Here is a 24,522-nt window from a genome sequence, read left to right on the forward strand (position 1 = left end):
GACCACGTCCCGGAACTCTACAGTGAGCAGAGCATGGGGACCCCGCCCGTCCGGGGCGATCGACGGGTGCCGCTGTCGGGGATCCGTCGGCGATAATGGGTCCTTGCCGCTTTCCGCGCCGACCCCGAGAAGGATGTGCCCCGCATGGCGAAGACCCCGAAGAAGTCCGGCCTGTCCGGATTCCCGGAATGGCTCCCGGCCGAACGTCTCGTCGAGCAGCACGTGATCGACGTGTTCCGCGAGGTGGCCGAGCTCCACGGGTTCTCGGGCATCGAGACGCGCTCCGTGGAGCCGCTGGAGCAGCTGCTGCGCAAGGGAGAGATCGACAAGGAGGTCTACGTCCTGCGTCGGCTGCACGCCGAGGAGACCGGGACCGCTGCCGACGACTCCGGAGCGGATCCCGCGCGCACCCTCGGGCTGCACTTCGACCTGACCGTCCCCCTGGCGCGCTATGTCCTCGAGCACCAGAACGATCTGGCCTTCCCGCTGCGCCGCTTCCAGATCCAGAAGGTGTGGCGTGGGGAGCGCCCCCAGGACGGACGGTTCCGGGAGTTCTACCAGGCCGATCTCGATGTGATCGGCCAGGACACCCTGCCAGGCCACATCGAGGCCGAGGTCGCCGTGGTGATGGCCGAGATCCTCGACCGTCTGCCGCTGCCGACCGTCACGATCCACGCCAATACCCGCCGTCTCTCGGAGGGATTCTTCCGCTCGCTGGGGCTGGAGGACCACGCCGCCGTGCTGCGCTGCCTCGACAAGCTGCCCAAGATCGGCCCGGACGCCGTGCGCGAGCTGCTCGTGGGGGAGATCGGGGCGACGCAGCAGCAGGCGCAGGCCTGCCTGGACTTCGCCTCGATCCGCACCCGCGACGACTCCTTCGCCCAGCGCGTCCGCGAGCTCGGCGGCACCGGGGAGATGATTGAGCAGGGCATCGCCGAGCTGACCGCGGTGCTGGAGAGGGTCGAGGCCGCCGTCCCCGGGGTGATCCTCGCGGATCTCTCCATCGCGCGCGGCCTGGACTACTACACCGGCACCGTGTTCGAGACCTTCGTGTCCGGGCACGAGTCCCTGGGCTCGATCTGCTCCGGGGGCCGCTATGACTCCCTGGCCACCGACAACCGGCACACCTATCCCGGCGTCGGGCTGTCGATCGGTTTGTCCCGGCTGGTCTCCCGGATGCTCTCGGCGGATCTCGCCCGCGCCTCGCGCTCGGTGCCGACCTGTGTGCTGGTGGCCGTCCTGGACGAGCAGTCCCGTCCGGCCAGCGATGCCGTCGCCCGGCAGCTGCGGGGTCGCGGGATCTCGACCGAGGTGGCCCCCACCGCCACGAAGTTCGGCAAGCAGATCCGGTATGCGGACCGCCGCGGGATCCCCTTCGTCTGGTTCCCGGGCGAGGAGGGCAGCTCCGGCGAGGTCAAGGACATCCGCACCGGTGAGCAGGCGAGCGCCGATCCCGCGACGTGGGAACCCTCGGCCCGGGACCGTCGGGCGCAGATCCTGCCCGGCGGCGAGGACGGGCCGACGTCCTGACGGCGTGGATGACCTGAGTCACATCGTCCCGTTCGGGGAATGATCCCGGGCGGGACGGCGTTCCAGAGGTCATGGCTACCGTCACCTTGAACTCAGAGAACCACGACAAGACCGTCGAGGACGGCATCGTCCTGATCGACTTCTGGGCGGGCTGGTGCGTGCCGTGCCAGCGCTTCGCGCCCATCTACGAGGAGTCCTCGGAGAGCCATGAGGACGTCACCTTCGCGAAGGTCGACACCGAGGACCAGCAGGATCTGGCCATGCGCTACGGCGTCACCTCGATCCCGACGCTGGTCGCCTACCGCGAGGGGATCCCGGTCTTCTCGCAGGCCGGTGCCCTGCCGCAGTCGGCCCTCGAGGATCTCATCGGCCAGGTCCGCAACCTGGACATGGACGAGGTCCGCACCGCGTACGCCGAGGCCCAGCAGAAGGAGCAGGCCTGAGCTGAGTCCCCGGGTGCCGGATCGGCGGCGCCCGATGATCCAGGAAGGCCCCGCTCCCCGATGACTCGGGGGCGGGGCCTTCCTCATGCTCGCAGGAGGATCCTGCGCGGCGAGGTCGCTCAGGGACGACGGGGCCCCTTCCGCTTCGCGTCGAAGCGACCGCCGTCGTCCCGGCGCGGGCGGTCGTTGCCGCGCCGACCCGGACGTTCGCCGTCACGACGACCACCGCCCTGACCGCCGCGCGGCCCCTGGTCCTCGCTGATGCGCAGAGAGCGACCGCCGACCTTCGCCTTCCCGATGCGCGCCTTCTGCTCCTCGCCGAGGGAGCCGCGGATCTGCACCAGGGAGAAGCTGGGGAAGATCTGGATCTTGCCGACGTCCTTGCCGTGCAGGCCGCCCTCGCCCGTGATCGCCCCGACGATCCCCGGCGGGCGAGCCCCGTGGGTGTGCCCGACGCCGACGCGGTAGGACGTGTAGCCGTGCTCCGTCTGTCCGCCGCCGCGCGGGGCGCGCTCGGAGCGTCCGCGGTCATCGCCCGTGAGGGTGGCGCCGGTGAACTCCTCGTCCTCGGTGGGGGTGCCGGGGCCGTCGTCGCCGACGGTCATGGCGCCCAGCACCGCAGCGAGCTCGAGCGGGTCGATCTCGTGCTCGGAGACGAACTCGCTGATCAGTTCGCGGTACAGCTCGAGGCGCCCGCGCTCGATCCGGTCGGGGACCTGGGTGAGCAGCGCCGCCAGTCGGTGCTTGGACACGTCGCGGGGAGAGGGGATGACCGCTTCTTCGAGGGTCTGCTTGGTGACGCGCTCGATGTTCTTCAGCGCCCGACGCTCATGCGGGCCGATGAAGGTCAGCGCCTCGCCGGAGCGGCCGGCGCGGCCGGTGCGGCCCACGCGGTGGACGTAGGCCTCGGGCTCGCGCGGCACATCGAAGTTCACGACCAGGCCGATGCGCTCCACGTCCAGGCCACGTGCGGCCACGTCCGTCGCCACCAGCACCTGCAGCGAGCCGTCCCGCAGGCGCTCGACGATCTTCTCGCGCTCCTTCTGCGGCACGTCGCCGCTGATGGAGGCGGCGATCAGACCGCGGGAGAGCAGGGCGGTGCCGATCTCCTCCGCGGCGGCGCGGGTGCGCACGAAGACGATCGCGGCTTCGGCCTCGGAGGTCGCCAGCACCCGGGCGAGGGCGCCCGTGCGGTGCTTGAAGGGCACCACGGCGTAGGTCTGGTGCACGCTCTTGACCGTGGAGGCCTGCCGGGACACGCTCACGCGGACCGGGTCCTTCATGTGGTCCTGGGCGACGCGCTGGATGGCCGAGGGCATGGTGGCCGAGAACAGGGCGACCTGACGGCTCGCGGGGGAGTGGGAGAGGATCTCCTCGACGTCCTCCGCGAAGCCCATGCGCAGCATCTCGTCGGCCTCGTCGAGGACCGCCATGCGGATGGTGTCCAGACGCAGGTTGGTGCGTCGCATGTGATCCATCACGCGGCCCGGGGTGCCGACGACGACCTGCGCGCCGCGGGCGAGCGCACGTTCCTGCGGGCCGTAGGGCGAACCGCCGTAGACGGCGAGGACGTCGAGGCCGCCGATCGACGTCGCGAAGGAGGAGATGGCGTCGGCGACCTGCATGGCCAGCTCACGGGTCGGGGCGAGCACGAGGGCCTGGACCTGACGCAGCTCGGGGTCGACCGCAGCGAGCAGGGGAAGGCCGAAGGCGGCGGTCTTGCCGGTTCCGGTCTGGGCGACGCCGATCACGTCCTTGCCCTCGAGCAGCGGCGGGATCGCCTGGGCCTGGATGGGGGAGGGGACGGTGAATCCGAGCTCGTCGACCGCACGCCGCAGGGGCGCGGGCAGGTCGATGTCGTCGAAGCTGGGCTCGGCGGGGGCGGCCGGGGTCCCGGACGCGGAATCGTTCGCCGCGGGGCTCTCGGCAGCGGTGTCCGGGTCCTCGTGGCCGGGGCCGTCGGGGGCCGGCACGGGATTTTGGGCAGGGGAGGTGTCAGTCATGGCGTCCTTCGGAGGGTGGAAGAGATCAACAGCCCTCGCAGGTCGCAGGGCGTCAGTGCCCTGGCAGGTCGCGATGTGAGACTTCCGCGGAGTGAACAGCGCAGCTCGAGCGACGAATGGGCTCGAAGGACCTGCGCTATCGCAGGTCGGACAGCATTCAGTGTACGGGGCCGCGGTCCCGCGCCGATAGGGGCACGTGGGCGATATCGCTCACCCTGCGCGGTAGGCTGGTGGATCCACGCCCTCGGGCGCTGACGTCCCCTCCGCCTCGGCGGACCGATGGGCCCGCGCCCACCACCACCCACTGTGAAGGACACCTCGTGCTGCGCACTCATTCCGCCGGCGCGCTCCGACCGGAGCACATCGGACAGACCGTCACCCTCACCGGCTGGATCGGCCGCCGCCGTGACCACGGCGGCGTGACCTTCCTCGACCTGCGCGACGCCGGGGGTGTCGCCCAGGTGGTGGTCCGCGAGGACGAAGCGATGCATCTGCGAGGCGAATACGTGCTGCGCGTCGTCGGGACGGTGGGCCGTCGGCCCGAAGGCAATGAGAACCCGCTGCTGCCCTCGGGCGACATCGAGGTCACCGCCGACGAGGTCGAGGTGCTCAGCAGCTCCGCTCCGCTGCCGTTCCAGCTCGATGAGCACACCGAGGTCGGCGAGGAGGCGCGTCTGCGCTACCGCTACCTGGACCTGCGCCGACAGGGTCCCGCGGCCGCCCTGCGTTTGCGGTCCGAGGTCAACCGCGCCGCCCGCGACACCCTCCTGGACCAGGAGTTCGTGGAGGTCGAGACCCCGACCCTGACCCGCTCGACCCCGGAGGGCGCCCGGGACTTCCTGGTGCCCGCGCGCCTGGCCCCCGGCTCCTGGTACGCGCTGCCGCAGTCGCCGCAGCTGTTCAAGCAGCTGCTGATGGTCGGCGGCGTGGAGAAGTACTTCCAGCTCGCCCGCTGCTACCGCGACGAGGACTTCCGCGCCGACCGCCAGCCCGAGTTCACACAGCTCGACGTCGAGATGAGCTTCGTGGACCAGGAGGACGTCCTCGCCCTGGCAGAGGAGATCCTCACCGCCGTGTGGGCGAAGGGCGGCCACCGGATCACCGGGCCGTTCCCGCGCCTGACCTACGCCGAGTCGATGCGCCGCTACGGCTCCGACAAGCCGGACCTGCGCTTCGACCTCGAGCTGGTCGAGATGACCGAATACTTCGCCGAGACGCCGTTCCGCGTCTTCCAGGCCCCGTACGTCGGAGCGATCGTCATGGCCGGGGGCGCCTCCCAGCCGCGTCGTCAGCTCGATGCCTGGCAGGACTGGGCGAAGCAACGCGGTGCCAAGGGCCTCGCCTACGTGCTGGTCCAGGAGGACGGCTCCCTGACCGGCCCGGTCTCCAAGAACATCTCCGAGGCGGAGAAGGCCGGACTGCTCCGGGCCACCGGCGCCTCCCCCGGGGACTGCATCTTCTTCGCGGCGGGGGAGACGAAGCCCTCGCGCGCCCTGCTCGGAGCGGCGCGAGGCGAGATCGCCGAGCGTCTGGGTCTCATCGACCACGACGAGTTCGCCTTCGTGTGGGTCGTGGACGCGCCGATGTTCGAGCCCGCCGCGGAGGCCCGCGCCGCCGGGGACGTCGCCGTCGGCGCCGGCGCATGGACCGCGGTCCATCACGCCTTCACCTCGCCCAAGCCCGAGTTCATGGACACCTTCGACACCGATCCGGGCTCGGCGCTGGCCTACGCCTACGACATCGTGTGCAACGGCAACGAGATCGGTGGCGGGTCGATCCGCATCCACGACCAGGCCATCCAGCAGCGCGTGTTCGAGGTCATGGGCATCGGGCAGGAGGAGGCCCAGGAGAAGTTCGGCTTCCTGCTCGACGCCTTCCAGTTCGGGGCCCCGCCGCACGGCGGCATCGCCTTCGGATGGGACCGCATCGTGGCCCTGCTCGCCGGGGAGGACTCGATCCGTGAGGTCATCGCCTTCCCCAAGACCGGTAACGGCTATGACCCGCTGACCGCCGCTCCGGCGCCGATCACGCCCCAGCAGCGCAAGGAGGCCGGCGTCGACGCGAAGCCGGCTCCGCGGGAGAAGGGCGAGACGGCGGAGAAGGCCGTCGAGGACGCCCCGATCGCCTGAGAACGCCCCGCCGACGCAGAACGGGCCCCCGCGAGTGATCGCGGGGGCCCGTTCTGCGTCCTCGGGGGCGGATCGGCACGACGATCGCCGGCGGCCGAGGGTCCGCTCAGCGGGGGGACTGGCCGTGCTTGACCTGGGCGCGGGGGAGGCGGAAGCGGCGGATCTGGATCGCACGCATGATCCCGTAGCCGACCAGGCCGCGCTCGACCGTCCCGTACTCGGCCGTGAGGTGCTTGCGCAGGTGGCGGCGCAGGAAGAAGGAGTCGATGACGCACACCAGGATGCCGCCCCACAGCACCACGATCATGCCGGTGCTCATGGTGAGATAGAGCTCCGGTCGGATCAGCGGCATGACCAGCGCGACCAGCATGAAGATCAGCGCGAGAGGGAAGAAGTACTCCGCGATGTTGCGCCGGGAATCGACCAGGTCGCGCACCAGGCGACGGTCCGCGCCGCGGTGCTGCAGCGGCATCTTCTTCTCGTCCCCGGTCATCAGCGCCTGCTGCGACTCCTGCCGCGCCCGGGCGGCCTGCGCGCGATCGCGCTTGCGGGCCTCCTTGCGGTCGTCGACCACGAGGGGCCGGCGGCGGGCCGCTTCGGCCTCCTTGCGGGTACGGGTGGGCCGTCCCTTGGAGCCGGGCCGCTCGGGCTGGGTCGGCTCAGGGAAGGGCGGGGGCTCGGACTTGCGGAAGATCACCAGGGCATTCTAGGCAATCCCACCTGGGATTCCCCGGTGCGCGCGGGGTGACTTGCCACTCCGCCGGATCAGAAGGGTGATGCTGGCGGTACGGTGCTGGTCATGAGCACTCCGAACGACTCCTCCACGACCCCGGCCGCGCAACCGTCCGCTGCGCAGCAGGACGGCGCGACCCTCGATGCCCTCCGCGACCGGCTCGAGACGCTGCTGCCCGCCGCGGTCGACGACCTGCAGGATCTCGTGCGCATCCCGTCGATCGCCTTCCCGGGCTACGACCGCGAGCCGGTCCGCCGCAGCGCCGGGGCCGTCGCCGATCTGCTGCGCGGGGCCGGCATGGCGGAGGTCGGGATCGAGTCCGTCGGGGACGGTGCCCCCGCGGTGATCGGCCGGACCCCGGCGCGTCCGGGCAGGCCCACCGTCCTGCTCTACGCCCACCACGACGTGCAGCCGACGGGGGACGAGGCCGACTGGAGCACCCCACCGTTCGAGCCCACCCAGCGCGGGCGTCGGCTCTACGGGCGGGGAGCCGCCGATGACAAAGCCGGAATCATGGCTCATGTGACCGCTCTGCGTCTGGTCGGAGAGGAGCTCGCCGCCGACGGGATCGGCGTCACCGTCTTCGTCGAGGGGGAGGAGGAGGCCGGTTCGCCGACTTTCCGCCCCTTCATCGAAGCTCATCGGGACGCGCTGGAGGCGGACCTGATCATCGTCGCGGATTCGGCCAACTGGGCGGTCGGCACCCCCGCGCTGACCACCAGCCTGCGGGGCCTCGTCGACGTCGTCGTCGAGGTGCGCGCTCTGGACCACGCCGTGCACTCGGGTCTCTTCGGCGGCCCGGTGCTGGACTCCCTGACCCAGCTCTCCCGCCTCCTGGCCACCCTGCACGACGAGAACGGCGAGGTCGCGGTTCCGGGCCTGGTGCGGGCCGAGGACCCGGGCGTCGAGATGACCGAGACCGACTTCCGCCGCGACGCCGGCGTGCCCGAGGGGCTGGACCTCTCGGGGACCGGCCCTCTGACCGCACGGCTGTGGACCCGCCCGGCCCTGTCCGTGATCGGGATCGACGCCCCGAGCGTGCGGGATGCCTCGAACACTCTGGTGCCGGTCTCCCGCGCGAAGGTGTCCCTGCGGATCCCGCCGGGGGAGGATCCGCAGTCGGCGATGGACGCCCTGGTGGCCCACCTCGAGCGGCACACCCCGGCCACGGCCCAGGTCACCGTGCATCGCGGTGAGATGGGCAAGCCGTACAGCGCCCACCAGGACTCGCCGGCGATGGACCTCGCCCGCTCCGCGCTCGGCACCGCATGGTCGACCGCGGCCGTGGACACCGGTCTGGGCGGCTCGATCCCCTTCATCGCGGATCTGCTGGAGGTCTTCCCGGCGGCGGAGGTGCTGGTGACCGGGGTCGAGGATCCCGAATCGCGGGCTCACGGCGTCGACGAATCCCTGCACCTGGACGAGTTCGCGCGCGTCTGCCTCGCCGAGGCGCTCCTGCTGCGCGATGCCGGCACGCTGCGTCGGGGTGTGCAGTGAGCGATCCGGGCCGACGCCAGGGCGAGGAGAGCCCCACCATCTCCCCGGCGGCGGTCCCGCTGCTGCTGCTCGGGCTGATCATCGGCTTCCTCGCCGGATACTTCCTGCTGTGGTGGGGCCTGTTCGTGGTGCTCGCCGTCCTCGTCGGCGCGGCGGCGATGGTTTTCCGCGGCGGCTCGCGCGATGCGGGAACCGGCGTGATCCTCGGGGTCCTGGCCGGCTATGGGGTCGTGATCCTGCTCGCGGCCTTCCGCGGGGTGCTGTGACGGGCGGGGACCCTCGTCCCCCGTTCCCGACCCGCGGAGCGTACGCTGGGGGCACACGAGCTTCGAGGAGGACCTCATGACCACGCCCACGACCGAGCGCCCGACCGCCGCCCATGGCGTCACCCTCACCTCGGGTGCCGCCGAGAAGGTCACGACCCTGCTGCACCAGGAGGGTCGCGACGATCTGCGCCTGCGGATCGCGGTGCAGCCCGGCGGCTGCTCCGGCCTGATCTATCAGCTGTACTTCGACGAGCGCCTGATGGACGAGGACCTGGTCGCCGAGTTCGATGGCGTCGAGGTGATCGTCGACAAGATGAGCAGCCCGTACGTCACCGGAGCGGTGATCGATTTCGCGGACACGATCGAGAAGCAGGGCTTCACGATCGACAACCCCAATGCGGGCAGCTCCTGCGCCTGCGGGGACTCCTTCAGCTGATCTCCGCTCCGTGAGCGGCTTCCATGCTCCGCGCAGACCAGCCTCGGGCCCGGCCCGGTGACGATCGCGTCACCAGGCCGGGCCCTTCTGGTGCTCGGGGACGCCTGGCGTCAGATCACGGACCGATGACGGCCGCGGTCAGCGCGCGTGCCGATGCGATACGCGCTCCGAGAAAGCCGTATGATGACGACGTGCCGTTTCCCGGCGGGCTGCGCGCCCGCCCTCTGCCCGCTGAACGGAGCGGGCGCGGCACTGTGGGCATGTCCCCGCCCACATCAGTACCAGCTCCGGGGACCGGCGCCGGTCGCGCAGCTCAGCGCGGCACGGTGATCGGGCACCGGAGACGACGAGCGGAAGGTCATACCCTGTGATCCCCCAGGTCCCCCAGCGTGCGCGGCGTGGACGCCGCGTGGCGACAGCCGGCCTCGCCCTGGCCGCCCTGTTCCTCTCGGGCTGCACCGACGAGCAGCGGCGAGGCTTCCTGCCCGGCTACTCGGACGGTGAGGTCACGGACCGCACCGGCACGATCACGGACCTCTGGGTCGGTGCCTGGGGTGTGCTGGTCATCGTCGGACTCATCATCTGGGGCCTGACGCTCTGGTGCGCGATCGCCTACCGCCGCCGCAAGAACGACACCGGCTTCCCGATCCAGCTGCGCTACCACGTCCCGCTCGAGCTGATGTTCACGCTGGTCCCGGTGGTCATGGTGCTCACCTTCTTCTACTTCACCCAGCAGGACACCCGCGACGTCGAGATGCACCAGGCCGAGCCCGACTACACCGTCAACGTCGTCGGGAAGCAGTGGAGCTGGGACTTCAACTATGTCGACGACGACGTCCATGAGCCTGCCGGCGTGCAGTCCTTCGCCACCGGGAAGCCGGGTGCCGCGGAGTCGCTGCCCGTGCTGTACCTGCCTGTCGACCAGACTGTCGAGTTCCGTCTCGACTCCCGGGACGTCATCCACTCGTTCTGGGTCGTGGACTTCCTGTACAAGAAGGACATGATGCCGGGCCACACCAACACCTTCCAGGTGACCCCCACCCGCGAGGGAACCTACGAGGGCAAGTGCGCGGAGCTGTGCGGCGAGTACCACTCGGACATGCTCTTCAACGTCAAGGTCGTCTCCCAGGAGGAGTTCGACGCGCACATGCAGGAGCTGAGGGACCAGGGCTACGAGGGTCAGCTGGGCGTGGGCCTGAACCGCAACGAGGAGGAGTGGAGCATGCGCGAGAAGAGCGATGACGCCGGCCCTCGTTACACCACCGAGTCCACTGAGGGAGAGAACCAGTGAGCGCCGAGACGACCACCGCGCCGGCCACCCCTGAGACAGGGCGGTTCCAGCCGACGGAGAAGACCAGCCTCGGCAAGCAGGCCTTCAGCCTGCTGACGACCACCGATCACAAGAAGATCGGCCTGATGTACATGGGGATGGCATTCGCCTTCTTCGGGTTCGGCGGTCTCCTCGCGCTCGGCATCCGCACCGAGCTGTGGGAGCCGGGCCTGCAGGTCGTGACCTCGAAGGATCAGTACAACCAGCTGTTCACCATGCACGGCACGATCATGCTGCTGATGTTCGGCACCCCTTTGTTCAACGGTTTCGGCAACTATCTGATCCCGCTGCAGATCGGCGCCGTGGACATGGCGTTCCCGCGGCTGAACATCTTCGCCTTCTGGATCACGCTGTTCGGCTCGCTGATCGTGGTCGCCGGCTTCCTCACCCCGCAGGGTGCCGCCTCCTTCGGCTGGACCGCGTACTCCCCCCTGTCGGACACCACGTTCACACCGGGCCTGGGTGGTGATCTATGGGTGTTCGGCCTGGGATTGCAGGGCTTCGGAACGATCCTGGGCTCGGTCAACTTCATCACCACGATCCTGTGCCTGCGCATGCCCGGCATGACCATGTTCCGGATGCCGATCTTCACGTGGAACGCGTTGATCACGGGCGTGCTGGTGCTGATGGCCTTCCCGCCGCTCGCCTCCGCTCTGCTGGCCCTGGGGGCTGATCGGCGCTTCGACGCGCAGATCTTCAACCCGGCGAACGGCGGCGCCGTCCTGTGGCAGCACCTCTTCTGGTTCTTCGGCCACCCCGAGGTCTACGTGCTCGCGCTGCCGTTCTTCGGCATCGCCACCGAGATCATCCCGGTCTTCTCCCGCAAGCCGGTCTTCGGCTACAAGACGCTGGTGGGCGCGACGATCGCGATCGCGGCGCTGTCCGTCACCGTGTGGGCGCACCACATGTACACCACCGGTGCCGTGATGCTCGACTTCTTCGCCTTCATGACGATGCTGATCGCCGTGCCCACCGGCGTGAAGTTCTTCAACTGGATCGGCACCATGTGGAGAGGATCGTTGACCTTCGACACGCCGATGCTGTTCACGCTCGGCTTCCTGACCACCTTCATCTTCGGTGGCCTGACCGGCGTCATCCTCTCCTCGCCGATCCTGGACTTCATCGTCCAGGACACGTACTTCGTGGTGGCTCACTTCCACTACGTGATGGCCGGGACCGTGGTCTTCGAGATGTTCGCCGGATTCTACTTCTGGTGGCCGAAGATGTTCGGGTACAAGCTCAGCGAGAGCATCGGCAAGGTGCACTTCTGGCTGCTGGCCATCGGCTTCCACATGACCTTCCTCATCCAGCACTGGCTCGGGGTCATGGGCGCTCCGCGCCGCTACGTGAACTACCTGGCCGAGGATGACTTCGGCTGGCTGAACCAGATCTCCACGGTCGGCGCCCTGATCATGGGCGTCTCCACCCTGCCCTTCCTGCTGAACGTGGTGCTGACGCACACGAAGGGGAAGAAGGTCGAGGTCGACGATCCCTGGGGCTACGGGGCCTCGCTCGAATGGGCGACCTCCTGCCCGCCGCCCCGCCACAATTTCCATTCCCTGCCCCGAGTCCGGTCCGAGCGTCCGGCCTTCGACCTCCATCATCCGGAGGTCGCGCTCCAGGACCACATGCTCGAGCAGGAGCCCGCCGTGAACGCGAGGACCAACTGACATGAGAGCATCCGCAAAGGTCTTCTGGATCCTGGGAGTATTCCTCCTGATCGTCGCCGTGGCGTACGGGTACGTCACGGGCAGCTACGAACCGATGGGCGTGGAGCCCGCCGGCTTCCCGGCGCTGCTGGCCGTCGCCGGCCTGGCGATCATGATCGCCATGGGGCTCACCCTCGCGGCCAAGAAGAACGACGTCGGCCCGTCCGACGATCTGGACGCCGAGGTCTCCCAGCACGGAGGCGTCCAGGGCAGCTTCTCTCCGTACAGCTGGGCCCCGCTGTGGACCGCCATCGGTGCTGCTCTGTGCTTCCTCGGCATCGCCGCCGGGTGGTGGATCTTCGCTTTCGGCGTGATCATCGGCGTCTACGGCATCCTGACCTGGGTGCTGGAGTTCTCGGTCGGCCAGCACCAGCACTGAGGCCCGACCCCTCACCTCCGGCGCCTCTCCGGCACTGCTCGGCGGCCCCGCATCGCTTTCGTGATGCGGGGCCGCCGTCGTCGGTCCAGCCTCCGTGGCCCGCTCGCTGTGTCGATATGTGCTCGGTCCCCGGTCCTCGCCCTGTGCACAGGGCATTCGGGCGCCCGCTGCGGTCCGCCGGTGCATTCGGGCGGTCGCTGAGGTCCACTGGTGCGTTCGGATTGCCGGTGAGGTCCGCCGGTGCGTCCGGGCGCCCGCCGAGGTCCGCCGGTGCATTCGGATTGCCTCGGCCGGCGATCGTTGCGTTCGGGGTGCTCTGTGGGGTCCGGATCGCCAGGTGCGCAACGGTCACCCAGCAACTCGCCGCGGGCCGGGTATCGCGGAGGGGACACCGTACGCACAGGTCACCGTGCAATAAATGTGTTACGAGCAGAACAGAGAAAACCCGCTGTACCGTGTCGGCAGGCCGTGCCCGGGTCGATCTGAGCCAGGCCGTGCCCGGGTCGATCTGAGCCAGGCCGTGCCCGGGTCGATGTGAGCCAGGCCGTGCCCGGGTCGATCTGAGCCAGGCCATGCCCGGGTCGGTCTGAGTCGACTGAGCGTGGACGGGGGCGTCCGACAGAGGGCGCAGAAGATCCGCAATGCTAGCGTTGCCTCACCGGACGCGGAGAACGTGGCGGGACCCACCGGCAGCGCCCGGTGACATCAATGCTCAGGGGTGGACATGATCGGCGGGGAGATCGATCCGACGGCGCGGGCAGAGCGCGAGGTGCGCGGCCTGTTCGCCGACGACGAGGCCGTGGACCGTGGAGTGTCCTGGGCGCGACAGGTGCTGGCCGATGCCGGGATCGATCCGGAGACCCAGCCGATGCAGGCGATTCGCGTGCTGCGGAGAACCGAGCGCGGTCTGAGTCTGATCGCGGCCCGCTACCTGGTCTCTGCTGCTGCGGGGCGCCCGCCGCGCCGCCGCGGGCCCGGCAGTCCCGTTCTGCGCTGAGCCGGAGGACCGACGCGACCCGAGGATCCGGACGCCACGGGGCCTGCACGGTTCCTGGCGTGCCGTGACTCCGGCCTGCGCGTCACGCCCCCGCCGGCGAGGGTGCCGTGAGCGTGCTCGAGACCCCGGAGGGGACCGACTGCCAGCAGCACCCGGTACGCACAGCGGAACGGGCCCGGGACGATGTCCCGAGGCCCGTTCCGGCGATCCGTTCCAGCAGGGAGGCGGAGGCGACGCGGCACCCGCCCTCCCGGTGCGACGTCAGCTCGAGTGACTCGCGTGATGAGCCTTCTCGGCGGGGATGCGGTAGTCGCCGCCGGTGACCTCATCGATGACGTGCTTCTCGTGACCGGCGTGCTCGAGGGCCTCGCGCAGCTCTGCCGGGGTGACCGGCTCGATCCGATCCTTGAAGAAGAAGCTGGTCGCCTTCGCCCGGAGGGAGGAGACCCCCTTGCCGGCCTTGAGCGGACGGTAGTCGTCGTGCTGGACCAGCACCCAGCGGTCGTACTCGCTGAGCGGCTCGTGGATCTCGAGCATCTGCCCGGTATCGGTGCGCACCACCCGCGAGCTCTCCTCGCCGTGCAGCGCCTTGTCACGGGCGTGGCGCTGGAACGAGAGACACACTCGTTTGGTGATGATGAACGCCAGCACCGGGATCACGAAGATGCCCACCCGGAAGAACCAGGTGATGTCGTTGATCGACAGATGCAGTGCGATCGCGATGAGGTCGTTGGTCGCGGCGAGGGCGAGGATCAGGTAGACCATGATCCAGGCCACCCCGAGGCCGGTCCGGACCGGTGCGTTGTACGGCAGATCGTTCAGATGGTGCTCGCGATCGTCGCCGGTCACCCACGACTCGATGAAGGGGTAGAGGGCGAGCACCGCCAGCAGTCCGCCGTACAGCGCCATCGGGATCAGCATGTTCAGCGATATCACATAGCCGAAGATGGTGAACTCCCAGCCCGGAATCAGGCGCAGACCGCCGTCCGTCCAGAGCATGTACCAGTCCGGCTGCGACCCCGCAGAGACGGGGGAGGGGTCGTAGGGGCCGTAGACCCAGACCGAGTTGATCGCTGTCGTGGCCGCGATCAGGGTGATGATGCCGAAGACGAGGAAGAAGAACCCTCCGGCCTTCGCGGCGTAGACCGGGAAGACGGGGAAGCCGACCACATTGCGCTGGGTGCGACCCGGGCCGGGGTACTGGGTGTGCTTGTGCAGCACCAGCAGCACCATGTGGACCGCGATCAGGCCGAGGATCATCGCCGGTACCAGCAGGATATGGATCGTGAACAGGCGCGGGATGATGTCGGTGCCGGGGAATTCGCCGCCGAACAGCAGCATGGACAGATAGGTGCCCACGACGGGGATCGCGCGCATCAGGCCGTCGATGATGCGGACGCCGTTGCCCGAGAGCACGTCGTCCGGGAGGGAGTAGCCGGAGAAGCCGGCGACCATGCCCAGGACCATCAGCGAGAAGCCGACGAGCCAGTTGAGCTCACGCGGCTTGCGGAAGGCACCGGTGAAGAACACGCGGAACATGTGCACGAAGATCGCGACCATGAACACGAGGCATGCCCAGTGGTGCATCTGGCGGAAGAGCAGACCGCCGCGCAGCTCGAAGGAGATCTGGAGCGTGGACTCGTAGGCCCGCGACATGGTCTCGCCCTGCAGCGGCACGTACGGGCCGTCGTAGACGACCTCCTCCATGGAGGGGTCGAAGAACATCGTCAGGAACGTGCCCGAGATCAGCAGGATGACGAAGCTGTACAGCGCGACCTCGCCGAACATGAACGACCAGTGGTCGGGGAAGATCTTGCGGGCCATGAACTTGACGAAGCCGCCGCCGGAGGTGCGCTGGTCCAGCCAGTCGCCGCCCACCGCGCCGAGCTTGTACATGCGCGAGCTGCTCGCGTCGTCGGAAGCCGGCTTCCGGGATTCGGGAGTCGTGGTCGTCATGGGATCACTTGTCCTTGTGGATGTTCCAGAAGCTGGGACCGATCGGCTCGGGGAAGTCGCCGGGGGCGACCAGGTACCCCTCGTCGTCGACCTCGATCGGAAGCTGGGGGAGCGGGCGGTGCGCGGGGCCGAAGACCACCTTCGCGCCATCGGTGGCGTCGAAGGTCGACTGGTGACAGGGGCACAGCATGTGGTGCGTCTGCTGCTCGTAGAGCGCCGCCGGGCAGCCGACGTGCGTGCAGATCTTCGAGAACGCGAGCACGCCGTCCACACCGTTGGCCATGCTCTCGGGGTTCTTGCCGAGCTTGGGGTCGAAGCGCACGACCATCGTGGCGGCCTTCGCCCGCTCCTCGAGGAGGTGCGGCGTCTCCTCGGTCAGGCCTTCGGGCATCACGTGGAAGATCGAGTTCATCGCGACGTCGGCCAGCTTGATGGGCGTGCCGTCGTGGTCACGTGCCAGACGCTGTCCGGGGTGCTGGCCCCAGAAGGTGTGGAAGGGCTTGCTGCCCGGCAGCGGCCCGAGGGTCGACAGCGGCGCGAGCACGGCGATCGGCAGGGCGGCCAGCGAGGCCACCATGGCCGTGACGATCAGGGGCCGACGACCGATCCCGGACTCCTCGAGGCCGTCCGTGATGATGCCGGCGGCGATCTCGCGGGTCTCGTCGGAGCCGCGGATGTCGTGGCGCTCCTCGACCATCTCCTCATCGGGCATGAGGGTCTTGGCCCAGTGGACCGCGGCGGCGCCGATGAAGAACACCGCGATCGCCAGGCCCAGGCCGGTGACGAGGTTGGACCACCACAGGGCCTGCGGTGTGCCCTCCTCCGCGAAGAGGTTCGTGCCGGTCGGGGTCACCACGAAGTACGCCGCGATGAAGATGGCCGTGCCCAGGACGGACAGCAGGAACATGCCGGCGACGAGGCGCTCGGCGCGCTTCTCGGCGGCCTTCGAGACATCGGACTGACGATGGGCGTGCGGGGGGAGCCCCGGGTTGGGGAACCCTCCGCCGTCCTTGGGGGCGACGGTGCTGATCCCGGAGGGCACGGGGCTGCTGGGGGGATTCGTGTTCATGCTCGTATTCACTTGGCTTTCGCCCCCAGCCACACGGCGCAGCCGAGGAGCAGGGTCAAAATGATCGTCCAGGCGTACAGGCCCTCGGTCACGGGGCCGAGGGAGCCCAGGGAGATGCCGCCGGGGGAGCCGTTCTCCTCCAGCTCCTCGAGGTAGGTGATGACGTCGCGCTTGTCCGAGGGGGACAGGTTCGTCTCATTGAAGACCGGCATGTTCTGCGGGCCGGTGTCCATGGCCTCGTAGACGTGCTTGGGGTCCACGCCCACGACCGGCGGGGCGAACTTGCCCCGGGTCAGCGCGCCGCCCTGGCCGGCGGCGTTGTGGCACATGGCGCAGTTGACGCGGAAGATCTCCCCGCCCTTGGTGGCGTCGCCCTGGGAGGTGTCGAGCCACTTGTCCTCGGGGACGGAGGGGCCGGGGCCCAGCGACGCGACGTACGCGGCGAGCTGGCGGGTCTGCTCCTCGTTCATCTGCCGGGGCTTCTCCCAGGCCTGCGGGCCCGACATCTGCATCGGCATCCGGCCGGTCCCGACCTGGAAGTCGACGGCGGCGGCGCCCACACCGATCAGGGAGGGGCCGATGGTCTCGCCCGCGGAGTCCACGGACCCCGCCGCATCGCGGCCGTGGCAGGTGGCGCAGTTGGCGAGGAAGAGCGCCTCCCCGGCCTCGACGTCGTCCTGCGTGTAGGTCTCGGCCTGGGCCGTCTGCGGCTGGAAGGCCACATAGAGCCCACCGGTCGCCACCAGGGCGAGGAGCAGAATCACGAGCAGCGCCATCGGGTGATGACGACGTGCGGCGAGTGCCTTCACGGTTCGGACCTCGATTCGTGGAGGGGACGTGCGGGGGAGGGACAGGAGGGGGAGGACGCACCGGGCCGCGCGGGGGGTGCGGGCGCGGGGATCAGAAGATTCTCCAGTCGAAGTCGACCGGGATGAAGTGACCCGAGTTGAACTGCGTCGACAGCGGATCGAGCATGTACACGACGAAGAACAGGACGACCCACACGATGTCGACGAAGTGCCAGTAGTACGAGATGCAGATCGCGGAGACCTGCTCGTGCTGGGTGAACTCCTCGGAGACGAAGGAGCGCATCAGCACCATCAGGAAGGCGAGCAGCCCGCCGATGACGTGGATGCCGTGGAAGCCCGTGGCGAGGTAGAAGACCGAGCCGAACGGGGTCGACGACATCGTCACTCCGTGCTCGACCAGCTCGGTGTACTCGTAGGCCTGTCCGGAGACGAAGATCGCGCCCATGATGAAGGTGAGCGTGTACCACTCGATCATTCCCCAGCCGGCGACGTTGAGGATCGATCCGCTGCGGCGCTTGCGCGGGGCGAAGGGCTTGCCCCAGGGGAACTTGCCCTCGGCGAGGAAGACGCCGATCTGGCAGGTCACGGAGCTCAGCACCAGGATCGTCGTGTTCACGAGGGCATAGCCGTGCTTGAAGTTGGACTCCCCGTCGAAGAAGGTGTCCGGCGCCATCGACCGCAGGGTGAAGAACATGGCGAACAGGCCGCCGAAGAACATCAGCTCGCTGGAGAGCCAGACGATCGTGCCGATCTGCGTCGGGTTCGGGCGGCTGACCGCTGGAGCAGCGGCGGGGGAGCGCTGAGGCAAGGTCGCAGTAGTCACGTCACCATTATGTCGTGTCATCAGGGTCGGTGTGCCGGCTCACGACGACAGGCGCACCGCAGGGCTCAGCCCCGGCAGGACGGGGTCAGCATATCCCTCCTGACGCGGTGTCACGAACCGGGACACGCTTCCGTCAGCGGCAGGTGACCAGCCCGTGCGCGGCCGTGATGGATCTGTGATCCGATCCGTGAGCAGCGCGACCCGTCCGCGCCGGGAGGTGCGATCATCGAGACATGAGCGAGAACACCCCGACCTGGGCCACGATCACGGCGCGTCTGGTGCGCGGCCAGGAGCTGGAGGCCCACGAGGCGTCGTGGGCGATGGACGAGGTCATGTCCGGCAACTCGTCCGCGGTGCAGCTCGCAGGATTCCTGGTCTCGCTGCAGGCGAAGGGAGTCACCAGCGGTGAGCTCGGCGCGCTGGCGGATTCGATGGTGGCCCACGCCCGGCCGGTGCGTGCCCCGCAGCGCTCGATCGACATCGTCGGCACCGGCGGCGACCTGGCGCAGACCGTGAACATCTCGACGATGGCCTCGATGATCATCGCGTCGACCGGTCGCCCCGTCGTCAAGCACGGGAACCGCGCCTCCACCTCCCGGTCGGGCTCCGCCGATGTGCTGGAGGCTCTCGGCGTCCGTCTGGACCTGCCGGTGCCCGCGGTCGAGGAGCTGGTCGGGAAGATCGGGATGACCTTCCTGTTCGCGCAGGTCTTCCACCCGTCGATGCGGTTCGCGGCCGAGGCGCGCCGGGGACTGGGGATCCCCACCGTGATGAACATCCTGGGGCCGATCACGAACCCCGCACGGCCGCAGGCGAGCGCCGTGGGGGTGGCGGATCCGACGATCGCGCCGACGGTCGCCGGAGTCTTCGCCGCACGGGGGACCAGCGCACTGGTCTTCCGCGGGCAGGACGGTCTCGACGAGCTCACCGTGACCGCTCCGTCGGACGTGTGGGAGGTGCGGGGCGGGCAGGTGCGTCAGCACGTGCTGGATCCCGAGCAGCTGCTGGGGATCCCTCGCAGCGATCGTGATGTGCTCCGGGGCGGCACGGCCCAGGAGAACGCCGAGGTGACCCGTGATCTGTTCCGCGGTGTCCGGGACGGCCGCATGGGACCGGTCCGCGACGCCGTGCTGCTGAACGCCGCAGCGGGCGTGCTCGCCTTCGATAGCATCGGCCAGGAGGCCTCCGACGGGTTCCTCGACCGCTTCGTCGCCGCCTTCGACGAGGCGCGCGCGGCGCTGGACTCCGGACGGCCGATCGACCTGGTCCGGCGCTGGGCCGCCGCCTCGCAGGAGGCGTTCGCCGAGGAGGCGTGAACGTCCCGGGCCGGCAGGCGTCCCGGAACCGCGCACGCGCGCCGGGATCAGCCGTCGATGCCCAGATCGAAGGCCGCGTCCAGATCCCGCTTGGAGTAGGTCTTGAAGGCGATGTTGGTCGAGGTGTCGAGCACGCCGGTGACCTTGCTGAGCTGATCGGCGATGACGCCGGCGAGATCTTCGTGGGCGCGCACCCGCACCACCGCGATGAGGTCCACGTCCCCGGTGACGGAGTAGACCTGCTCGATGCCGTCGAGGTCGACGACCGCCTCGGCGACCTCGGGGATGCGTGCGGACTCGACGACGATCGAGACGATGGCGGTGATCATGACTTCTCCTAGGGGCAGGGCGGGGGCGCCGAGCGCGCCGGGACGTGTGCTGGAAGCCTATGCCCCGGGCCCTGGGGAGGTCAGGGCGAAGCGTTCCGCGAGATGCGCGAGATCGAATCGGGCCCGTGCGGGCTGGGACCACTCGCCCTCGACGAGCACCGTGCGCATGCCGTCGGAGTCCAGCCAGGTGAGAAGGATCTCGGTCTCCTGGTGGTGTCCCTGGCACATCGGGGCGGCGAGCTCCGCCTCCCCGGTCCCGGTCACCGCCAGCGAGCGGGCGACGGCGAGCGGGTCCGCCCGGGCGGGCACGAGCGCGGTCCCGGCGAAGCGACCGTGGCGGACGGCCAGCAGCTCCCAGCCGCGTCCGCCGATCACCGCCTCTGTGCTGGGCCGGGCGGCCACCAGCAGCGGGACCGCGGAGATCGCCCGCAGCCGGGCGGCACGACGGGCCGCGTCGAGGAAGGTCCCGGTCAGCCGGCGCAGGTTCTCGGCGTCCTCGTACCGCCCCGCCGCGGTGTGGGCGCGCATCCGCGTCGCCACGTGGTCGAGCACCTCGCGGGGGTCGGTGAGCATCGCCCGACGGATCCGGTCCCGATGGCTGCCGCCGGGCAGCGTCCGGGCGGTGCCGCGCTCGAACGACGCCCCGCGGCCGAGCACGGCATCGGTGAGCAGTCCCCGCAGCGCCTCGACGTCGTGCCGCGAGGCGAGGGGGCCGATCTGGGCCGACCCGTCGTCCTCCGCCCGTGCGATGCGCGCGGCGCGCAGGCCCTCGGTGCCGCTGCCCAGACGCAGCCACAGCGCCTTCTGCGGGGTCAGCCCGTGCCGATTCGCGGGCGGCTTCTCGGCGGCGATGATCCGCAGCTCCCGGACCGCGGCCTCGGTCGGAGTCGCACACTCGATGACCCGGATCGATTCGGCGCGCGGAAGCATGTCCAGCACCTTGCGCCGGGTCTCCGCCGCGGTGAAATAGGTCCGCACCCGGTTGCGGAGATTCCGGGAGGTGCCCACGTAGAGCACCTGCTCGTGGGCGTCGAGGAATCGGTAGACCCCCGGTACGGACGGGACGGACTCGGCGAGATGCTTCTTGCGCAGCTGGACGGGGGTGGCCCGACGGTGCGCCGAGGAGAGGTCCTCCAGGGTGGCGGCCCCCCGCGGCCCCAGTCGCTCGATGATCGTGTGGAGCACGTCGACCGTCGCCCGTGCGTCGGACAGCGCGCGGTGGTCCGGGGCGACGCTCGCCCCGACGTGCGCCGCCAGGGTCGAGAGCTTGTGGTCACGCACCTCGTCCCGGCGGAAGACGGTGCGTGCCAGTGCCAGGGTGTCGAGCACCTGCGGATTCGGCCATCCGATCTCGCAGCGGGCGGCCTGAGCACGGAGGAAGGAGATGTCGAAGCGCGCGTTGTGCGCCACCAGGGCGGCGCCCCCCACGAAATCCAGGAACATCGCCAGGACCGTGGCCGCCGAGGGGGCGCCGGCGACCGTGGCGTCCGTGATGCCGGTCAAGGAGGCGATGTAGGCAGGGATCGGCCGTTCGGGATCGACGAACGTGCGGAACTCCCCGATCACCTCGCCGCCACGGATCTTGACCGCACCGATCTCGGTGATGGCATCAGCGGTCGGGTCCGTCCCGGTGGTCTCGAGGTCGACGACCACCAGGGTGGCCTCCACCAGCGGGGTGCCGAGGTCGTCGAAGCTCAGCTGGCGGCGTGCGGACATGCCCGCACACTACGACGCGGCCCCGACACCCGGGCGCGCGCCGCAGCGTGCGGCCGCTCACCCGGGCCTCGGCCCCCGGCAGGAGACGAGGAGCACCGCCCGAACGGGACGGGCCGGTGCCCTCCGTCTCAGGAGGCGGGCTTGGAGCCGGAGTAGATCTTCTCGATGACCTGTGCCATGTCCTTGACCACCACGTTGCGCTTGAGCTTCAGCGACGGGGTGAGGTAGCCGTTCTCCTCCGTGAAGTCGGAGTCGATGACCTCGAACGCCCGGATCGATTCCGCCCGCGAGACGGAAGCGTTCGCCCGGTCGACGACCGTCTGCAGCTCGGCGCGGACCCGGTCGTCCTGAGCCGCCTGCGGAACCGTCATCTCCGGCAGGGAGTTGTTCGCCAGCCAGGTGGGCAGCATCTCGGCGTCGAGGGTGAGGATCGCGGAGACGAAGGGCTTCTGGTCGCCGATCACGACGCACTGGCTGACCAGCGGATGGCCGCGCAGCTGGTCCTCGAGCGGGGCGGGGGAGATGTTCTTGCCGCCCGCGGTCACGATGACCTCCTTGCGGCGACCCGTGATGGTCAGCGAACCGTCCTCGCCGAGCGCGCCGAGGTCGCCGGTGCGGAACCAGCCGTCCTGCAGCGATTCGGCCGTGGCCTCGGGATTGTTGTGATAGCCCGCGAAGACCATCACGCCCTTGACCAGGATCTCGCCGTTGTCGTCGATCGCGACGGTGGAGCCCGGCAGCGGCGGGCCGACCGTGCCCGGCTTGACCGCCCAGGGGAGGTTCACACCGACCGGCGCGGTGGTCTCGGTGAGGCCGTAGCCCTCCAGCACCGTCACCCCGATGCCCTGGAAGAAGTGCGCCAGGCGTTCGCCCAGCGGCGCCCCGCCGGAGACCGCCCACCGGACATCGCCGCCCATGGCGTCGCGCAGCTTGGCGTAGACGAGCTTGTCGAACACGGTGTGCTTGATCTTCAGGGAGATCGGCACGGCGCCGGCGCCGCGTGCCTTCGAGTACGCGATCGCGGTCGCGGCGGCGGCGGTGAAGATCTTCCCGCGCCCCCCGGCGATCGCCTTCGCCTCGGCACCGTTGTAGACCTTCTCGAACACGCGGGGCACGGCGAGCAGGAACGTGGGCTTGAACGCCTCGAGATCGGGCAGCAGGTTCTTGGTGTCCGGCGTGAACGCCGTGGTCACCGGCCGCGCGGCGGCGAGGACGGTGATCAGCCGGGCGAAGACGTGCGCCAGGGGCAGGAACATCAGCAGCCGGGAGCCCGGGGGGAGCACCAGCTCGCCGAGCAGGTTCACGGCGCTGCGGGTGGTGTCGACGAAGTTCGCATGCGTGAGCTCGGCGCCCTTGGGGCGTCCGGTCGTGCCGGAGGTGTAGATGATCGTGGCGACGTCCTCGAGCCGACGCGAGGTGCGGCGGGTCTCGAGGTCCTCGTCGCTGACGTCGGCGCCCCGGGTCTTCAGCTCCTCGATGATGCCGTCCTCGAGCACCCCGATGTGCTCGAGGGCGGGCAGCTCGCCGCGCACGGATTCCACGTCCTCCCGATGGCGCGGGGCCTCGACGAGGATGAATCGGGCGTCGGTGTCCGAGGCGATCCACTGGATCTGACTGGGGGAGGAGGTCTCGTAGATCGGAACGCTCACTCCGCCCGTCCACCACACGGCCCAGTCGGCCAGCGTCCACTCGTACCGGGTCCGGGAGAGGATGGCCACGACGTCCCCGCTGACGAGCCCGGTGGCGATCAGGCCCTTGGCCACCTGCTTGACCTCGTCGAGAAAGTCGGCCGTGCTCATCGGACGGTACGTGCCGTCCGCCTGTGCGTGCTCGAAGATCGGCACGTCCGGGTATGCCCGCAGGCGTTCCAGGAGGAGATCGGTCGTGTTCTCGTCCGGTCGGCTCTCATGCTGCGGGGCGGTCGTGAACTGCTTCATCGAATCTCCTTCGATCCGGGCCGGGGGAAACTGCCTCGTCTCGCGCGACGCCTGCCCGGAAGCGCTGGTGGGGTCGGGTCGATCCTACGTCAGGGCCGCATACGATAGGTCACGACAGCCTGGACGAGGGCCCCGTCGGAATCGAGCGATCACGCGTGATCGAGAAGGAGCACCATGCTCTCCATCGGAGTGGACATCGGCGGCACGAAGATCGCGGCGGGGGTCGTCGATGACAGCGGCGAGATCATCGCCGCGACCACGCGGAGCACGCCGGCCACGGATACGGAGCAGATCGAGGCCGGCGTCGCCGATGCGGTCGCGGAGCTGAGGGCGGACCACCAGGTCGTGGGCGTCGGCGTCGGGGCAGCGGGATTCGTCAGCTCCGATCGTCGCACCGTGAAGTTCGCCGCGAACCTGGCCTGGCGCGAACATCCTCTGGCCGACGAGCTGGAGCAGCTCACCGGCCTGCCCGTCGTGGTCGAGAACGATGCCAACGCCGCCGGATGGGCCGAGTACCGCTTCGGAGCGGCGACGGCTGCGCGGCACATGCTGATGGTGACCGTGGGGACCGGTCTGGGCGGTGCGATCGTCCTGGACGGACAGCTGATCCGGGGCAGCGGCGGATTCGCGGGCGAGGTGGCGCACATGACGGCGGTGCCCGATGGGCAGTGGTGCGGGTGCGGACGCCGAGGCTGCCTGGAGCAGTACACCGCGGGGACCGCGCTGGTCCGCACGGCGAAGCGTCGCGCCTCCGCGGGCGATGCGCTGATGGGCCCCCTGCTGCAGGCCGCGGGAGGGGCACGCAAGGAGATCGACGGGCCGCTGATCACCCGTCTGGCCCAGCAGGGCGACCCCGGTGCCTGCGCGCTGATCGCGGAGCTGGGATCCTGGCTGGGGGTCGGCGTCGCCTCGATCTCCTCGCTGCTGGATCCCGACATGATCGTCGTCGGAGGCGGGGTGGCCGCCGCGGGGGACCTGCTGCTGGACCCGGCCCGCACCGCCTACGCCGACCATCTGACCGCGCGGACGCACCGGGACCTGGCCCCCTTCGTGCTCGCCGGGATGGGCAACCGGGCCGGCATCGTCGGCGCCGCCGACCTCGCCCGCTGACGCGC

General features: G+C 69.7%; 21 protein-coding genes. 12 read left to right on the top strand and 9 right to left on the bottom strand.

Going from position 1 to position 24,522, the window contains the following annotated elements:
* Window positions 1-144 precede the first annotated feature (144 nt).
* Window positions 145-1,530, top strand: a complete 1,386-nt coding sequence (hisS, locus tag JOF44_RS00275) for a histidine--tRNA ligase (RefSeq protein WP_209885902.1) — start codon at window positions 145-147, stop codon at window positions 1,528-1,530.
* A gap of 71 nt (window positions 1,531-1,601) precedes the next feature.
* Window positions 1,602-1,973, top strand: coding sequence for a thioredoxin (gene trxA, locus JOF44_RS00280; protein ID WP_209885905.1), 372 nt, complete (start codon window positions 1,602-1,604; stop codon window positions 1,971-1,973).
* Between the two features lie 119 nt (window positions 1,974-2,092).
* On the opposite strand, the gene JOF44_RS00285 is transcribed toward trxA, so the two are convergent.
* The gene (locus JOF44_RS00285) at window positions 2,093-3,976 is read right to left on the bottom strand and encodes a DEAD/DEAH box helicase (RefSeq protein WP_209885908.1); all 1,884 of its coding nucleotides are present in this window, start codon (window positions 3,974-3,976) and stop codon (window positions 2,093-2,095) included.
* Window positions 3,977-4,296: 320 nt separating this feature from the next.
* On the opposite strand from JOF44_RS00285, the gene aspS reads away from it, so the two are divergent.
* Window positions 4,297-6,105 carry an aspartate--tRNA ligase gene (gene aspS / locus JOF44_RS00290; RefSeq protein WP_209885911.1) on the top strand — a complete coding sequence of 603 codons (1,809 nt, stop codon included), beginning with the start codon at window positions 4,297-4,299 and terminating at the stop codon, window positions 6,103-6,105.
* Between the two features lie 106 nt (window positions 6,106-6,211).
* Here the strand turns inward: aspS and JOF44_RS00295 are convergent, their stop codons facing one another.
* Window positions 6,212-6,802, bottom strand: a complete 591-nt coding sequence (locus tag JOF44_RS00295) for a DUF3043 domain-containing protein (RefSeq protein WP_209885914.1) — start codon at window positions 6,800-6,802, stop codon at window positions 6,212-6,214.
* A gap of 102 nt (window positions 6,803-6,904) precedes the next feature.
* Between JOF44_RS00295 and JOF44_RS00300 the strand changes: the two genes are divergently transcribed.
* The 7 genes from JOF44_RS00300 to JOF44_RS00330 all read left to right on the top strand — a co-directional run bounded on the left by JOF44_RS00300 (window position 6,905) and on the right by JOF44_RS00330 (window position 13,452).
* The gene (locus tag JOF44_RS00300) at window positions 6,905-8,335 is read left to right on the top strand and encodes a dipeptidase (protein ID WP_209885917.1); all 1,431 of its coding nucleotides are present in this window, start codon (window positions 6,905-6,907) and stop codon (window positions 8,333-8,335) included.
* Complete coding sequence (locus JOF44_RS00305) at window positions 8,332-8,601, top strand: hypothetical protein (RefSeq protein ID WP_209885920.1); 270 nt, start codon at window positions 8,332-8,334, stop codon at window positions 8,599-8,601. Before JOF44_RS00300 ends, JOF44_RS00305 begins: the two co-directional genes overlap by 4 nt.
* Before the next feature lie 76 nt (window positions 8,602-8,677).
* Window positions 8,678-9,037: a HesB/IscA family protein gene (locus tag JOF44_RS00310; RefSeq protein WP_209885923.1), complete on the top strand. Its 360-nt coding sequence runs from the start codon at window positions 8,678-8,680 to the stop codon at window positions 9,035-9,037.
* A 367-nt stretch (window positions 9,038-9,404) separates the two neighbouring features.
* Complete coding sequence (gene ctaC / locus JOF44_RS00315) at window positions 9,405-10,328, top strand: aa3-type cytochrome oxidase subunit II (protein ID WP_209885925.1); 924 nt, start codon at window positions 9,405-9,407, stop codon at window positions 10,326-10,328.
* A complete protein-coding gene (gene ctaD, locus JOF44_RS00320; RefSeq protein WP_209885928.1) occupies window positions 10,325-12,037 on the top strand; it encodes an aa3-type cytochrome oxidase subunit I in 1,713 nt (570 codons plus the stop codon). The genes ctaC and ctaD overlap by 4 nt, the downstream gene beginning before the upstream one ends.
* A 1-nt stretch (window position 12,038) precedes the next feature.
* Window positions 12,039-12,455, top strand: coding sequence for a cytochrome c oxidase subunit 4 (locus JOF44_RS00325; RefSeq protein WP_209885931.1), 417 nt, complete (start codon window positions 12,039-12,041; stop codon window positions 12,453-12,455).
* 724 nt (window positions 12,456-13,179) lie between these two features.
* Window positions 13,180-13,452, top strand: coding sequence for a hypothetical protein (locus tag JOF44_RS00330; protein ID WP_209885934.1), 273 nt, complete (start codon window positions 13,180-13,182; stop codon window positions 13,450-13,452).
* Window positions 13,453-13,713: 261 nt separating this feature from the next.
* Here the strand turns inward: JOF44_RS00330 and qcrB are convergent, their stop codons facing one another.
* From qcrB to ctaE, 4 genes are all read right to left on the bottom strand, one after another.
* Window positions 13,714-15,408, bottom strand: coding sequence for a cytochrome bc1 complex cytochrome b subunit (gene qcrB / locus JOF44_RS00335; protein ID WP_209885937.1), 1,695 nt, complete (start codon window positions 15,406-15,408; stop codon window positions 13,714-13,716).
* A gap of 4 nt (window positions 15,409-15,412) precedes the next feature.
* Complete coding sequence (gene qcrA, locus JOF44_RS00340) at window positions 15,413-16,477, bottom strand: cytochrome bc1 complex Rieske iron-sulfur subunit (RefSeq protein ID WP_209885940.1); 1,065 nt, start codon at window positions 16,475-16,477, stop codon at window positions 15,413-15,415.
* An 8-nt stretch (window positions 16,478-16,485) separates the two neighbouring features.
* Window positions 16,486-17,286 (bottom strand): cytochrome bc1 complex diheme cytochrome c subunit, encoded by an 801-nt coding sequence (gene qcrC, locus JOF44_RS00345; RefSeq protein ID WP_209885943.1) that lies wholly within the window; start codon window positions 17,284-17,286, stop codon window positions 16,486-16,488.
* A gap of 91 nt (window positions 17,287-17,377) precedes the next feature.
* A complete protein-coding gene (gene ctaE / locus JOF44_RS00350) occupies window positions 17,378-18,109 on the bottom strand; it encodes an aa3-type cytochrome oxidase subunit III (RefSeq protein WP_342591614.1) in 732 nt (243 codons plus the stop codon).
* A gap of 233 nt (window positions 18,110-18,342) precedes the next feature.
* Here ctaE and trpD point away from each other — a divergent pair, with 233 nt between their 5' ends.
* Entirely contained in the window at window positions 18,343-19,425 is a 1,083-nt protein-coding gene (gene trpD, locus JOF44_RS00355; protein ID WP_209885947.1) for an anthranilate phosphoribosyltransferase, read from the top strand.
* A gap of 47 nt (window positions 19,426-19,472) precedes the next feature.
* Here the strand turns inward: trpD and JOF44_RS00360 are convergent, their stop codons facing one another.
* From JOF44_RS00360 to JOF44_RS00370, 3 genes are all read right to left on the bottom strand, one after another.
* The gene (locus tag JOF44_RS00360) at window positions 19,473-19,754 is read right to left on the bottom strand and encodes an Lrp/AsnC family transcriptional regulator (RefSeq protein ID WP_209885949.1); all 282 of its coding nucleotides are present in this window, start codon (window positions 19,752-19,754) and stop codon (window positions 19,473-19,475) included.
* Between the two features lie 57 nt (window positions 19,755-19,811).
* Window positions 19,812-21,470, bottom strand: a complete 1,659-nt coding sequence (locus JOF44_RS00365) for a DEDD exonuclease domain-containing protein (protein ID WP_209885951.1) — start codon at window positions 21,468-21,470, stop codon at window positions 19,812-19,814.
* Between the two features lie 128 nt (window positions 21,471-21,598).
* On the bottom strand, window positions 21,599-23,407 hold the full coding sequence (locus JOF44_RS00370) for an AMP-dependent synthetase/ligase (protein WP_209885953.1): 1,809 nt from the start codon (window positions 23,405-23,407) through the stop codon (window positions 21,599-21,601).
* Window positions 23,408-23,581: 174 nt separating this feature from the next.
* Between JOF44_RS00370 and JOF44_RS00375 the strand changes: the two genes are divergently transcribed.
* Complete coding sequence (locus JOF44_RS00375; RefSeq protein WP_209885955.1) at window positions 23,582-24,517, top strand: ROK family glucokinase; 936 nt, start codon at window positions 23,582-23,584, stop codon at window positions 24,515-24,517.
* Window positions 24,518-24,522: the final 5 nt, after the last annotated feature.

Origin of the sequence: Brachybacterium fresconis (assembly GCF_017876515.1) — a bacterium.
In the GTDB taxonomy this organism is placed as follows: Bacteria; Actinomycetota; Actinomycetes; order Actinomycetales; family Dermabacteraceae; genus Brachybacterium; species Brachybacterium fresconis.